The organism is Haloarcula sp. H-hyl6 (assembly GCF_056934455.1).
The window spans coordinates 641,149-654,320 of the sequence record NZ_JBRIIK010000001.1; the positions used below are offsets into that span (position 1 = coordinate 641,149).

Sequence of the window (13,172 nt, forward strand, 5' to 3'; positions counted from 1 at the left end):
TAACGTGTCCGACGACGCCTCGTTCCCGGACGTTCCCTCGGCACGGTTGACCGACGGCGGGTGGGAACTGACCGACGAGCGCGTCGAGACGGTGTTCCAACTGCCGACGGCCAGCGTCGCCGGCGCCACGAGGCTCTACGACGACGTGCGCACCCGGGAGGCGGCCGAGACGGCCGCCGGCGTAGACCAACAGTGGCGCTTCTTCTTCGCGACGGCGCTGACGTTTCGCCCCCCGCTCGCGCCGGGTATCGGCCCGGCGATGATTCTCCCGACCGTCCGCTCGGAAGCCAACTCGACGTTCGCCGACGAACTGCGCGACCGCGGGTTCCAGGACGTAGACCGGGGCCGGCGGGAACGGACTCGAACGGACAGCGGCGCTCGCGCACGTCTCCGCACCTACACGGCGTCCCTGCCGCTGCCGGCGGTCGATGCGACGCTGTCGATAACCGGGTGGGTCGGCGTCTGGCACGACGACGGGTTCCGCATCGCCGCCGGCGCCTACCCGAACGACGCCGTGGCGTCGATTCTCGGCGTCGCGGACCCGCCGGACCCGCTCTCCCGCCGACCGCGCGAGTACCGCGACGAACTGCTCTCGCTCATCCGCGCCGTCGAGTGAGGGCGGCCAGCAGCGGCCCTTCCGGCAGGAGTTCGACGGGCCCGAGTCCGAGACGTCGAGCCACCGCGCCCGGGACGGCGTCGTCCCCGATACGTGCGACCGGGACGCCGCGAACCTGCAGTTCGGCCGTCAGGCCGACGGAGGCCAGCACGGCGGCGACGTCCATCGACTCGACAGGGAGCGACCGCCACAGCGAGGCGGCGGCGGGCAGTGAGGGGAGGTCCACCGCCACGACGTCATCGTAACCGACGACGCCGACGCCGTGACCGTCCATCTCGACGGTCAGGTCGGCCTCTACCCCCAGCGACGGCCGGTCCTCTAGTTCGTCCAGTAGCTCCGCGACCGTCTCGATTGGCTCGCGGTCCCGTCGCTCGGTGGTGGCGGTCACTCGTTCTCTCGGGTCGTGACGGTGAGCGTGCCGTCGATACGCCAGTGGGCGTACTCGGGGTCCTCGCCCGTCTTGCTCGGAACGTCGATAGCCATGTCCTCGAACTCGTAGGTTATCTCCGCGTTGCGCCCCGTGAGTCGGTCGTACAGACCGATGGCCAGTTCTGGCCACGTCGTCGTCTCGTCGGGAGCCTCGGCGTCGCTCATACGGGCGGTCGTACGCGTCGCTGGGGCTTGAAACCACGGTCCAGCGAGAGACGAGCGAGGAGAGAGTGCCTGAAATTTCAGGGTCGGCGGGCGAACGTGAGGTAGCCCGTGTGGCCGACCCCGCCCGTGGAGGGGCGCGAGCCCCGGGCGTCGAAGTCCATCTCGCGCTGGATGGTGTCGAGCGTCTCGACGTGTTCGAGACCGACCGCCTCGGCCGCTTCGACGGCCGCGCGGGTGTTCTCGACGAACGGCGAGTACACCGCGAGCGACCCGCCTCGCTCCAGTAGGGTCGGCGTCCGCTCGACGACGGTGGGGGCGTCCTCGGTGTCCAGCGTGACGACGTCGAACCCGGAGAGGTCGTCCAGGTCCTCGGTCACGTCGCCGGTCCGCACCTCCACGGTGTCGTCGACGCCAGCGAGAGTCATGTTCTCGCGGGCCACCTCGGCGAACTCGGGGTCTATCTCGTAGGTCACCACGTCCGCACCGAGTCGTCCCATGTATGCGCTGAGGATGCCCGTCCCGGTCCCCGCGTCCAGAACCCGGTCGCCCGACGCGACGCCGGTCTTGCCCACGACGAGGCCGACATCGCGCGGCATCATCGGCGCGCCGGTCCGTTCGAGGTGGTTGAACAGGTCCGGCCCGCGGAGGCGGCGCACCGTGAAGCCGGTTCCCAGATGCGTCTCCACGACGTCGCCGGGTTCGACGTCCTCCGGAACCTCTAGAATGCCGAGGTCCGACTCGAAGCGCTCGCCCGGGTCCAGCAGGTACTCGCGGTCCTCGTGGACGAACAGATAGGACACGCTACTCCAGTTTGTCGACGGCGTCGGCGAGGTCGCCGTCGGCCTCTTCGAGGGCCTCGCGCGCCGTCTCCTCGTCCACGCCCGTCCGCATGGCGACCAGTTCCACGTCGTCCGCGTCGACGACGTTCCCCTCGTCCTCCGCCTCGTCGGACGAGTCCGCTTCGCTCTCGCTCCCGGCGTCACGCTCGCGGGACTCCGGTTCGCCGACTACCTGGTAGGTCTTCTGGCCCTGTGCCTCCATCAACTGGACCTCCGCGTCCGTGAAGACCAGTTCCTCGTCGGGCGTCCGGATGATTACTTCCTCGGCATCGATGTCGTCCATGTCGATGCCCATCTGTTCCATCATCTGCTTCATCTTGCGAGGGTTCATGCCCCCGCCGCCTCCTCCAAACATACTCCGGAGTGCGCGTTCTGGATAAAAAAGGCTAGCGACCCACCCTCGAATCGAGGCGGACGGCTCGTTCACTCGCTCGAGCTACCTGAGGGGGGTATCTGGTGGTCGGTAACGGAGTGGTCCCGAATTTGGCACCGTGAGAGCGAACGTCGAAACGTGGCCTCGTCAGGTCGTCTTCCGCGGCAGGTCGCCGTACAGTTCGCGGTTCATCAGGTCGGCGACGAACTGCCGAACCTCGTCCAGCAACTCGTCTTCGTCGGCGTAACTGACGACGCGGGCGTCCCATCGCTGGCCGATACTGCGAATCATCGCGCTGGAGACGTCCTCCTCGTGGGCGAACAGCACCCGCTGGCGGTCGGTGGCGTCCAAGTCCTCCAGCACCGACCCCACCTCCATCCCGACGCCCAGTTTGTCGCCCAGTCGGGGGACGACGAACAGCGTCGCGTTGCTGGCCCGGGCGAAGGCGATGCTCTGGCTGGCGGCGTCCATCTCCGCGAGGGGAACCCCCGGGTCGACGGCCAGAAACGCGTTGACGCCGGGGTCCTCGCGCAGGCGGCCCTGCACGCGACGGAGCGTCGCCATCATCTCGTCCAGTTCGTCGTCCGAGGCACTCGCCGCCGGGAGCGACACGTCGGCGGGGTCCATCCCTTCGGGGACCATCGCGTCCACGTCGAAGGTCGTGTACGGCCCCATCAGATAGAGGAGGAAGTCGCCGTAGGCCACCTCCCCGAGCGACGATTTGATACGGGCTCGCATACCGCTCTCGACACGCGGTCAATACATAAAACGCCGGATTACTCAGCACTCGCTGACTCAACAACCGTTATGTCGGTCGCGCCACGAGTGTACGGTAGAGCGATGGGCATCAAGACACCGGAGGAAGGCACCGGGCCGGCCGACCCCGCCGACCTCCTGCCAGAGGGGAGCGTCCTCACGTTCGAGGAGTACGTGGCGATGCAGCGAGCCGTCGGCAACGAGACGCGGTTCCGCATCCTCTATCGGCTGAAACGCGACGGTTCGATGAGCGCCAAGGAACTCCGGGAGGCGCTGGACCTGCCCGGGAACACGCTCCACCACCACCTCGATACGCTGGTCGACGTAGGCCTCGTCGAGAACCGCAAGCGCAAGGAACCCGACAGCGAGGGGCTGTACTCGTACTACCGGGCGACGGCGCTCGGCGAGGGGCTGTTGGACCACGGCGTCGAGGAGTTGATGCGCCGCGAACAGGTGTTCGCCGACGCCTATCGGTAGTCACTCCTCCCAGAACACCTCGATTTCGTCCGGTCCGACGGCGACGAAGTGGTTCGACCCCATCCGAACGTCGTAGGCCTCGATAGCGAGCGTGACCGTCCGCTCTGGCCCGTTCTCGACGGCCACCGCGAGTTCGTAGTCGCCGGGCGACCGAACGCCGCTCTCTATCTCTCTGGACTCGCCCGGAGCGAGCGTCAGCGACTCGTCGACGAACGTCTGGTCGGTTCGCGTGAGGGTGACCGAAATCGTCTGTTCGCTCTCGGTCTCGTTGCTGACGACGAACAGAATCGGGTCGTCGGGGTCGGGCGTCACCGAACCCGCTTCGGTCGGAGAGGCCGTCCCGCTGTCGGTCGGTTCGTCGGTGGGCGTCTCGTCCGGTGACCCGGGCCCGGTGCACCCGGCGAGCGATGCGACGGAGAGGGCGGCGACCGCGAGGACCTGACGGCGGCGCATAGCGATGCTTCCGACCGGTCCGGTAAGTGCTTTCTCTCAGTCGTCGGCACCGCGGCGGACCTTCACGGCCATCCCCGTCTCGAAGTCTGTCATGCCGTGGCCGGGCAGTTCCGCACGGCCGACCGCGAGTAAGTCGCCATCCTCGTGGACCACGAGGGCCTCGTCGCCCGGTCTGAGGTCTGGGTCGGCCCGCTGGACGAACTTCGCGAAGGTGTTGCGGCCCTCGCGGACGAACGGTTCGCTCTCGTCGCCGACGACCACCCTGTGACGCGGTGCCTCGAACTGCGCTTGCAGGCGCCGTCCGCCAGCCACCCCCAGCGTGTAGCGGCCGTCGGTGCCGTACGTGACGAGTCGCCCGTCGTCGGCGTGGACCTGCCGCGGCCGCCCGGAACTCGTGTGCGTCACCTCGATGTCGTCGGCGGACGGGAACAGGGCCGTCCCGGCGCCGCGACCGAACTGGTAGTCGGCGGCCCGACAGAGGCCGCGAAACTCGCTGTCGCTCATTGGCGGTGTTCGCGGCCCGGCGACCAACCGCCTTTCGGTCCGACGACGGGGGCAGAAGTGATGGCACGGTAATACGAACCCACAGTATCACAGTGTTTGTGACTGTCTAACGTGCTTCCGTCGGGCGGTTTTGGGGAAATTTATACCGGATGAACGCCAATCGAGAGGTACAATGGCTACGGACAACCGAAAAGTGATTCTGGGCGCCCTCCTGCTGTTCGTCAGCACGGCGCTCATCCTCGGGACAGGACCGATAGACGTCGCCATCCCGGCCGCCGCGGCGGGCGTCGCGGCGCTGGGGCTGGCGGCAGGTGCGCTGCTCGTGGGCACCTCTGAAGACGGCCGCCCGGTGTAAGGTCCGGTCACCCGAGTTCTCCAGAGACAGCGTGTCGTGAGCGCCGGCTACAGCAGGAACCGGTCGGCGTCGGCGCTCATGTCCACGAACCCGTCGACGGCGGCCTTCAGGTCCTCCGACGTCGACTCCTCGAACCCGACGGCCTCGACGCGACACCCCTCGTGGCGGACGTACCGGCAGACCCGCGCGAAGTCCCCGTCGCCGGTGCAGAGGACGACGGCGTCGTTGTGTTTCGCCAGCGTGACGGCGTCTAAGCTCATCCCCACGTCCCAGTCGGCCTTCTTCGACCCGTCCTGAAACGTCTTGATGTCCTTGATGCGTGTCTCGAACCCGATGTCCACCAGTGCTTCGAAGAACGACTCCTCTTCGGGCGAGTCGGCACGGATGACGTACGCGATAGCGCGGGTGAGTTCGCGGCCGTCGACGGCCTCCTCCAGCAGGGCCGAGTAGTCGATATTTCGCGTGTAGAGACTCCGGGCGGTGTGATAGAGGTTCTGCGCGTCGGCCAGAACGGCCACGCGCTGACCCGGGTGCGATACAGTCATACCACCAGTTGATGCCCCCTCTCGGATAGGTGTTCGGATGAACACGGGAGAACACAACAGCTAAGTCCCTCACGGTCCGTCCCTCGTGTATGTCACGGCGCCACACCGCGACGGGTCGCCCGGTCGCGAGCGGCGTCTGTGTCGTCGCTAAACGCAAGCGTACGCACACGTACTGACTCGCGGCGGGCGTAGCGCCCCCGTCCCGGGTCGCTTTCTCGCGCATCGTCTGCAACCGGACCACATATCCCAGAGCGACACCACACCACTCAGCAATGACAGCACTCGATTTCCACGGCGTCTACCCCGCGATGTGTACGCCGTTCCACGACGACGAGGACCGCAGTATCGACTTCGAAACGCTCCGAGAAGACGCACAGCGACTCGAGGAGGCGGGCGTCGACGGCCTCGTCCCCGTCGGGTCGACGGGCGAGTCGGCGACGATGACCCACGACGAACACGTGGAGGTCGTCGAGGCGGTCGTCGACGCCGTCGACGACGTGCCGGTCATCGCCGGCACCGGGTCGAACAACACCCGCGAGGCGCTCTCGCTCTCTCGACGGGCCGCAGACGCCGGGGCCGACGCCCTGCTCCTCATCTCACCGTACTACAACAAGCCCGAACAGCAGGGGCTCGTCGACCACTACACCACCATCGCCGACGAGGTGGACTGCCCGCAAATCGTCTACAACGTCCCCTCGCGCACCGGGCGCAACATCGAACCGGACACCGCCGTCGAACTGGCGAGCCACGAGAATATCCGGGCGTTCAAGGCCGCCAGCGGCGACATGAACCAGATTTCTGAAATCATCGAGCGCACGCGCGACGAGGAGTTCGCGGTGCTGTCGGGCGACGACGGGATGACCCTACCCATCCTCTCGGTCGGCGGCCACGGCTGTATCTCCGTCTCCGCGAACATCGAACCCGAGCGGACCTGTGCGATGGTCGGCGCGGCGCTGGCGGAGGACTACGAGCGCGCACGCTCGCTCCACCACGAACTCGGCCCGCTGTTCCGGACGCTGTTCGTCGAGACGAACCCCATCCCGGTCAAGGAGGCCATGGGCATCCGCGGGTACGGCCCCGCCAACGTCCGCTCGCCGCTGACGCGCCTCTCCGAGGAACACGTCGAGGACCTGCGTGACGTACTCGCGGAACTCGAAGACGATGACGTCGAAGGCGAGTACGTGGAGGCCGAGCGATGACGCGGGTCGCCGTCAACGGCGTCACCGGCCGGATGGGCGGGGCCGTCGTGGAGACGGCGGTCGACCGCGGCGTCGAGGTGGTCGTCGGGTTCGCCACGAGCGGCGTCGAGTCCGCCCACGGGGTACCGGTCGTCCACCCCGACGAGGCCGCCGACGCCCTCGCGGAGTACGACGTCGACGTCGTGGTGGACTTCGCGGTTCCCGAGGGCGCGCTGACCGTGGCCGACGCCTGCGCCGAGACGGGCGTCGCCATGGTCGTCGGCACCACCGGGTTCGACGAGGCCGGTATCGAGCGTCTCGACGCCGCGAGCGCCGAGGTGCCGCTGTTGAAGGCGAGCAACTTCTCGCAGGGGATTCAGGTCCTCCAGCGCGTCGTCCGGGAGGCCGTCGCCGCGCTGGACGACTACGACCTCGAACTCATGGAGAGCCACCACAACGGGAAGGTCGACGCGCCCTCGGGCACGGCCAACAGCATCCTAGAGACCATTCAGGAGGAGCGAGACGTGAAACCGGTGTACGGGCGCGAGGGTCACGCGCCACGCGAGGACGGCGAAATCGGCGTCTTCGCCCGCCGTGCCGGGAACATCCGCGGCGAACACGAACTCCTCCTCGCGGGCAACGACGAGGTAGTGACCCTCGCCCACCGCGCGGAGGACCGCGCGGTCTTCGCGGCGGGCGCGCTGGACGCGGCGACGTGGCTGGTCGGCCGAGACGCCGGCCGGTACGAGTTCGCCGAGGTCGTCGACGCATCGTAGGCCCCTTCGAGGACCTAATACAGTTTTGTCCATATAACGCATAGCCTTATACGACACAACGCCGGACCGACAGGTATGGCTACGCAACACAGCGGACGACTGCCAGCGTCGAGATGCCCCCACTGCTCAGGAGAGTTCGAAGTAGCGACCAGAGTCGGTCTCTGTCCCGACTGCGGCTACGTCCCGGGAGAAGGGGCGGACTGAGGCGAGAGCGGTTTTCGAAACCGGTCGCTGACTCTCGTATCGAGCGCCGGCGCTCCCGTCCGGTCCGAATCCATGGTCGCTATACGTCCGGAGGCGGTACCGACGCCCAAGATGCTCGGACAAGACCTCGAAGAGAACATCGGGCACCTCTGGACAGCGTACGAAGACGGTGCTACCATCGACGACGTCGAACCGCCGCAACTGGACACCCTCGACGAGTTCCTCGCCGCACTGGAGAACGGCGAGGTCCGCGCCGCCGAGAAGGTGGACGGCGAGTGGAAGGCCAACGAGTGGGTCAAGCAGGGCATCCTGCTCAACTTCGCGTTCCGCGAGACTCACAGCCGAGAGTACGGCGACGTCCAGTACCACGACGTACTCCCCCTCCGTGACACCGGTGACCTCGGGGAACGCGGCACGCGAAACACGCCGGACGGGACGACCATCCGCCGGGGCGCGTACCTCGGCGAGGACTGCATCATGATGTCGCCCTCGTTCGTCAACATCGGCGCGTACGTCGGCGACGGCACGCTCATCGACTCCTGTGACACCGTCGGCTCCTGCGCCCAAATCGGCGAGAACGTCAAACTCGGCGCGAACACGCTCATCGGCGGCGTCCTCGAACCGGTCGAGAGCGCCCCGGTCATCGTCGAGGACGACGTCTCGCTGGGTGCTGGCTGTCGCGTGACCAGCGGGTTCGTCGTCGGCGAGGGGAGCGTCGTCGGCGAGAACACGCTCCTGACCCCGCGCATCCCCGTCTACGACCTCGTCGAGGACGAGGTTCTCTACGGCGAACTGCCCCCCGAGCGGCGCGCGTTCCAGCGCTTCGTCGACTCCTCCGTCGGCGACAACGACCTCATCCCCGGCGGCGCGTACAAGCCGGCCGTCGTCGCCACCGACGTCGAGGAGGAGACGCTGGAGGCGACGGAGCGAGAGGACGCGCTCAGAGACTAGCGACGGCACGGAAACGAGTTCTCCGAGTCCGTCCCCGCCGTCGCGGAGCGGCGTCGACCTCAGGCCGCGGACGCGTCACTCGAGGCTTCGTCGAGCGTCGTCTGACGGCCGCCGGGGGTGTCGCGTTCCTTGCGGCCGCGGTAGGCCTCACGGAGGGAGAGCGCGAGCGCACCGAGGCCCAGCAGGAACGCCGCCAGTTCGAGGAGGCCGCCCAGCACCGGGACGGCACCGAGGATGGCGAACCCGAGGAGACCGACCGCGAGGGCGACCCAGCGGTTGTCGCTGTCGGCGAAGCCGATAGCCCACGCGCCGACGGCGAACTGGCCGTAGACGACGGCGACCCACACCGTGACACCGAACGCGACGGCGCCCACCAGCGAGAGCGGGATGCCGACGATGGTAATCGCGAGGACGACGAGGACGAGCGGGACGGCTACGACGGTCAGCAGACCGACACCCCCGGATTTCACGGGGCTGTCGGCCACCCGGTCGGACACGCGAGTCGAGAAGGCTGGGAACGCGGCCAACAGGACGACGCCGAGCAGCAGGTTGGCGAACAGGCCGTAGATGGCACCGACCCACCCCGGAACGGCGAGGCCCTCGAACGACGGCCCAGCGCTGTCGCGGATGGCGGCGTCCCTGACGACGGACCCGGCGACGCTGGCGTCGGGGTCCCGCGTGAACGTCTCGGCGTCGTAGCGGACGTCGCCGCCGACGGCGGCGGTCGGTCCGAGGACGATAGTTTCGGCCCCCGCGGTGACGTCACCGTCGACCCTGCCGTCGATGGAGAGGTACGCCGCCCCGGACTCGAGGTTCCCCCCGATGCGGGCCGTCTCGCCGATTTCGACCGTCCCGCCGGCCGCGTTCACGTCGCCGGCCACGTTCCCGTCGATTCGGACGGTGCCGGCGGCGGTCTGGACGTTCCCGCCGACCGTCCCGCTCTCGGTGACGTGGACCGTTCCGGCGGCCGTCGAGACGTCACCGGTGACCGTACCGCGGACGACGACTGTTCCGGCGACGCCCTCGATGGAGTCGTACGTCTCGTCGGGGCCGACGACGACGGACCCCGCCGCGCCCTGAAAGGACTGTGCGGCCGCGACGCCGGACCCGACGGACAGGAGGAGGACGAACGCGAGCGAGAGTGCGATAACTCGCCGCCGGAGCGCCGATGCTACGAGAGTCATGGTCGAAGATACTCTCAGCCGAGTAATAAGTATAGGCTGACACGAGGTGGCGCACAGGTCGCGCTGGCACGCTAGTCCGAGTCTAGCCGCGCTTCACCGCCCCTCCTACCAGTCCGCGGTGTACGTTCACACGCAGGAATCTCCCGGAATTGATGAATATGGGACACTTACTGGGCGAGGCCCTCGGACGACGAGTCTCTGTCGGCCCGTCGGACGAGAGGAAGACCGAGCCTCTCGGGCGAGGATACGTCGAAGCGGAACCCTTGTTAGCCGCCGTCGCCGACGTTGCGCCAATGAGTCACGACTCGCCGCCGGTCCGCCGCCTCGCGGACTGGGACCACGACCGACTGGGCGAACTCGCGGCCGAACACGGCACGCCGCTGTACGTCCTCGACGTGGACCGCGTCGCCGAGAACTACGAGCGGTTCTCGTCGGCGTTCCCCGACGCTCACGTGATGTACGCGGCGAAGGCCCACACCGGCCGCGCCGTCCTCTCGAAACTCCTCGACACGGGCGCCGACATCGAGTGCGCCGCGTGGGGTGAACTCCAACGGGCTATCGACGCCGGCGCGGACCCGGACACGCTCCAGTACACCGCCGTCAACCCGCCGGACCGCGACCTAGATTACGCCACCGACCTCGCCGCAGACCACCCCGGCCTGACCATCACAGGCGGCGCTCGGGACACCTTCGACCGTCTCGAAGCGCGCGGCTACGACGGCCGCGTCGCCATCCGCGTCAACCCCGGCATCGGCACGGGCCACCACGAGAAGGTCGCCACCGGCAAGGACGCGAAGTTCGGCATCCCCTACGACCAAGTGCCGGAAGTGGCCGAAGACGTGGCCGAGCGGTTCGACCTCGTCGGCATCCACGCCCACGCCGGGAGCGGCGTCCTCCACGACGACCTCGACGACCACTGCCGCGCTATCGGGAAAGTGGCAGACATGGGCCGGCGAATCGAGACCGAAATCACTCCGCTCGACTTCGTGGACTTCGGCGGCGGGTTCGGCGTCCCCTACCGCGAGGACGAGGAACCGCTCGACATGCAGGTCGTCGGCGAGAAGGTCCGCGAGGCCGTCGGCGACCTCGACGCCCAGGTAAAACTCGAACCCGGGCGCTACGTCGTCGCCGACGCGGAACTCATCCTCACGGCGGTCAACACGATAAAGGAGACCCCCGCGGCCACCGTCGTCGGCGTCGACGCCTCGCTTGCGACGCTCATCCGCCCGGCGATGTTCGGGTCGTACCACCCCATCCGAAACGTCACCGCGCCCGACCGCGAGGCCGAACCAGTCTCGGTCGGCGGCCCCTGCTGTACGAGCGCCGACGTGTTCTGCACGGACCGCCCCATCGCCCGCCCGGAGCGCGAGGACTTGCTCGCCATCGGCAACGCCGGCGCGTACGGCTACGAACTGGCCAACCAGTTCCACTCCCAGCCCCGACCGGCCGAAGTGGCTATCGAGGGCGGCGAGGCCCGCGTCGTCCGCGAGCGAGAGACGCTGGACGACGTGACCAGTCTGGAGCGATGAGCGGGGCCTACGACCTCGCCGAGTTCCACCGACGGGCCGTCGAGACGGACTCCACCGAATCGGTCGCGGAGATGCGCGAGGTGCTCCTCGACGCTCTCGACGCGGCAGACGTTGACGCGACCGTGGACGACCTCGGCGACGTCGTCGCCACGCGCGGCGCGGCCGACCCGGCGGAAGGGGCGGCGGCGGACACGCATCTGGTGTTGAACACGCACATCGACACCGTTCCGCCGCACCTCCCCTACGAGCGCCGGACTGACCCGCCGGGTGACGAGCGAGTGGACGGGAGCGGCGACGAGGGTGCTGGCGACGTGGTCTGTGGTCGCGGGTCGTGCGACGCGAAGGGACCGCTGGCGGCGCTACTGGACGCCTTCCTCACCGTCGACCCCGGCGACGGCGCGGTGACGCTCGCCGTCTCCGTCGACGAGGAGACCACCCAGACCGGCGGCGCCCACCTCGCCGAGACCATCGACGCCGACGGGTTCGTCGTCGGCGAACCGACGGGGCTCGACGTCTGCACCGCGGCGAAAGGGCAGTTCGAGGGCACCGTCACCATCCGCGGCGAGAGCGCCCACGCCGCCGACCCGGGGAGCGGCATGAACGCGATTCGGGCGGCCGCACCGATTCTGCAGGCGATGGAGAGCTACGACGAACGCGAGGCGCGGAGCGCCTCGGAAAAGACGAGCGGTGACGACGGGGAACCGCGAGGACCGGCGGCCCACGAGACGCTGGGCCGCCCTATCCTCACCCCCTCGATGGTCGAGGGCGGCGAGGCCACGAATCAGGTCCCCGCCGAGTGCACCATCACGTTCGACCGGCGGAGCGTCCCGCCGGAGACGAGCGACGGGTTCTGTGCGGACCTCGAAGCCCACCTCCGGGAGTGGCTCCCGGCCGAGATGGGCCTCGACGTGGCGCTCATCCGACCCGACACGCCGTTCCCGGAGGCGTTCGCCACCGACCCGGAAGCCGAACTGGTCCGAACCCTGCGGGACGCCAGCGGTGGCGCGGTCCGGCCGTTCGAGGCGGCCACCGAAGCCTCGTACTTCGCCCAGCACGCCCCAACCGTCGTCTTCGGTCCCGGCACCCTCACCGACGAGGTGGGCGCCGTCGCCCACTCCAAGCGCGAGTACGTCAGGCTCTCCGAGGTGCGGACCGCCGCCCGCGCGGTGCGGGAGACGGTCGAGCGACTACTCCAGTAGGGCCATCGCCTCGTCGTCGCTCACCTGCGAGAAGTCCCGATAGAACTGGCCGACGGCGCCGAAGTTGACCGGTTCCTCCACCGTGATTACCTCGTCGGCGAGGCGTTCGAACGAGTCGGCCGTGTCCGGCGACGCGACGGGCACGGCGACGACGACGCCCGCGGCCCCCGCTTCCTTCACTCGCTCGACGCAGGCGCGCATCGTCGCCCCCGTGGCGAGGCCGTCGTCCACGATGACGACGCGCTTGCCCGAGACGTCGAGCGGTGGTCGGTCGGCCCGATAGCGGTCGAGTTTCTCTTTCGCCGCCCGCTGTTCGTGTTCGGTTTCGGTCTCCAGATACTCCGTCGTGAGGTCTAACGCGCCGATGAGCGAGTCGTTTCGCCACGTCGTCCCGTCGTCGGCGACGGCCGCGACGGCCAGTTCCGGGTTCCCCGGCGCGCCCACCTTGCGGGCGACGACGACGTCGAGCGGTACGTCGAGTGCGTCCGCGACGGGACGCGCGACCGGCAGTCCGCCGCGGGGGATGGCCAACACCACGTCGGCCGCCACCTCTCGTCGCCGGAGTTCCTCGGCGAGGCGGTCACCGGCGTCGGTGCGGTCTGCGAACATGTCAATGGCTACGACGGTCTCGGGCTTAAC

18 protein-coding genes are annotated in these 13,172 nt (G+C 68.5%); 8 read left to right on the top strand and 10 right to left on the bottom strand.

Annotation, left to right across the window (positions count from 1 at the left end):
• Nucleotides 1–4: 4 nt before the first annotated feature.
• Nucleotides 5–616, top strand: a complete 612-nt coding sequence (locus Hhyl6_RS03350; protein WP_483737808.1) for a DUF6517 family protein — start codon at nt 5–7, stop codon at nt 614–616.
• Here the strand turns inward: Hhyl6_RS03350 and Hhyl6_RS03355 are convergent.
• From Hhyl6_RS03355 to Hhyl6_RS03375, 5 genes are all read right to left on the bottom strand, one after another.
• Nucleotides 597–1,004, bottom strand: coding sequence for a hypothetical protein (locus Hhyl6_RS03355; RefSeq protein ID WP_483737809.1), 408 nt, complete (start codon nt 1,002–1,004; stop codon nt 597–599). The genes Hhyl6_RS03350 and Hhyl6_RS03355 overlap by 20 nt on opposite strands.
• Complete coding sequence (locus Hhyl6_RS03360) at nt 1,001–1,210, bottom strand: hypothetical protein (RefSeq protein ID WP_483737810.1); 210 nt, start codon at nt 1,208–1,210, stop codon at nt 1,001–1,003. Before Hhyl6_RS03360 ends, Hhyl6_RS03355 begins: the two co-directional genes overlap by 4 nt.
• A 77-nt stretch (nt 1,211–1,287) precedes the next feature.
• On the bottom strand, nt 1,288–2,010 hold the full coding sequence (locus Hhyl6_RS03365) for a methyltransferase domain-containing protein (RefSeq protein ID WP_483737811.1): 723 nt from the start codon (nt 2,008–2,010) through the stop codon (nt 1,288–1,290).
• Between the two features lies 1 nt (nt 2,011).
• Nucleotides 2,012–2,404 carry a nascent polypeptide-associated complex protein gene (locus Hhyl6_RS03370; protein WP_483737812.1) on the bottom strand — a complete coding sequence of 131 codons (393 nt, stop codon included), beginning with the start codon at nt 2,402–2,404 and terminating at the stop codon, nt 2,012–2,014.
• Between the two features lie 165 nt (nt 2,405–2,569).
• Nucleotides 2,570–3,160 carry a DUF7509 family protein gene (locus Hhyl6_RS03375; protein ID WP_483737813.1) on the bottom strand — a complete coding sequence of 197 codons (591 nt, stop codon included), beginning with the start codon at nt 3,158–3,160 and terminating at the stop codon, nt 2,570–2,572.
• A gap of 102 nt (nt 3,161–3,262) precedes the next feature.
• On the opposite strand from Hhyl6_RS03375, the gene Hhyl6_RS03380 reads away from it, so the two are divergent.
• Nucleotides 3,263–3,655, top strand: coding sequence for an ArsR/SmtB family transcription factor (locus Hhyl6_RS03380; protein WP_483737814.1), 393 nt, complete (start codon nt 3,263–3,265; stop codon nt 3,653–3,655).
• Here the strand turns inward: Hhyl6_RS03380 and Hhyl6_RS03385 are convergent, their stop codons facing one another.
• Complete coding sequence (locus tag Hhyl6_RS03385; protein ID WP_483737815.1) at nt 3,656–4,108, bottom strand: Ig-like domain-containing protein; 453 nt, start codon at nt 4,106–4,108, stop codon at nt 3,656–3,658.
• 36 nt (nt 4,109–4,144) lie between these two features.
• A complete protein-coding gene (locus Hhyl6_RS03390) occupies nt 4,145–4,612 on the bottom strand; it encodes a PUA domain-containing protein (protein ID WP_483737816.1) in 468 nt (155 codons plus the stop codon).
• A 172-nt stretch (nt 4,613–4,784) separates the two neighbouring features.
• Between Hhyl6_RS03390 and Hhyl6_RS03395 the strand changes: the two genes are divergently transcribed.
• Nucleotides 4,785–4,967 (top strand): DUF8178 family membrane protein, encoded by a 183-nt coding sequence (locus Hhyl6_RS03395; protein WP_483737817.1) that lies wholly within the window; start codon nt 4,785–4,787, stop codon nt 4,965–4,967.
• A gap of 47 nt (nt 4,968–5,014) precedes the next feature.
• Here the strand turns inward: Hhyl6_RS03395 and Hhyl6_RS03400 are convergent, their stop codons facing one another.
• Nucleotides 5,015–5,512, bottom strand: coding sequence for a LabA-like NYN domain-containing protein (locus Hhyl6_RS03400; protein WP_483737818.1), 498 nt, complete (start codon nt 5,510–5,512; stop codon nt 5,015–5,017).
• Nucleotides 5,513–5,784: 272 nt separating this feature from the next.
• Here Hhyl6_RS03400 and dapA point away from each other — a divergent pair, with 272 nt between their 5' ends.
• From dapA to Hhyl6_RS03415, 3 genes are all read left to right on the top strand, one after another.
• Entirely contained in the window at nt 5,785–6,711 is a 927-nt protein-coding gene (gene dapA, locus Hhyl6_RS03405; RefSeq protein ID WP_483737819.1) for a 4-hydroxy-tetrahydrodipicolinate synthase, read from the top strand.
• Complete coding sequence (dapB, locus tag Hhyl6_RS03410; protein WP_483737820.1) at nt 6,708–7,466, top strand: 4-hydroxy-tetrahydrodipicolinate reductase; 759 nt, start codon at nt 6,708–6,710, stop codon at nt 7,464–7,466. The genes dapA and dapB overlap by 4 nt, the downstream gene beginning before the upstream one ends.
• 315 nt (nt 7,467–7,781) lie before the next feature.
• A complete protein-coding gene (locus tag Hhyl6_RS03415) occupies nt 7,782–8,621 on the top strand; it encodes a 2,3,4,5-tetrahydropyridine-2,6-dicarboxylate N-succinyltransferase (RefSeq protein ID WP_483737821.1) in 840 nt (279 codons plus the stop codon).
• Nucleotides 8,622–8,680: 59 nt separating this feature from the next.
• On the opposite strand, the gene Hhyl6_RS03420 is transcribed toward Hhyl6_RS03415, so the two are convergent.
• On the bottom strand, nt 8,681–9,805 hold the full coding sequence (locus Hhyl6_RS03420; protein WP_483737822.1) for a bactofilin family protein: 1,125 nt from the start codon (nt 9,803–9,805) through the stop codon (nt 8,681–8,683).
• 293 nt (nt 9,806–10,098) lie between these two features.
• On the opposite strand from Hhyl6_RS03420, the gene lysA reads away from it, so the two are divergent.
• Complete coding sequence (gene lysA / locus Hhyl6_RS03425; RefSeq protein ID WP_483737823.1) at nt 10,099–11,334, top strand: diaminopimelate decarboxylase; 1,236 nt, start codon at nt 10,099–10,101, stop codon at nt 11,332–11,334.
• Complete coding sequence (locus Hhyl6_RS03430; RefSeq protein ID WP_483737824.1) at nt 11,331–12,533, top strand: M20 family metallopeptidase; 1,203 nt, start codon at nt 11,331–11,333, stop codon at nt 12,531–12,533. The genes lysA and Hhyl6_RS03430 overlap by 4 nt, the downstream gene beginning before the upstream one ends.
• Here Hhyl6_RS03430 and Hhyl6_RS03435 read toward each other — a convergent pair.
• Nucleotides 12,522–13,142 (bottom strand): phosphoribosyltransferase, encoded by a 621-nt coding sequence (locus Hhyl6_RS03435; protein ID WP_483737825.1) that lies wholly within the window; start codon nt 13,140–13,142, stop codon nt 12,522–12,524. The genes Hhyl6_RS03430 and Hhyl6_RS03435 overlap by 12 nt on opposite strands.
• Nucleotides 13,143–13,172: the final 30 nt, after the last annotated feature.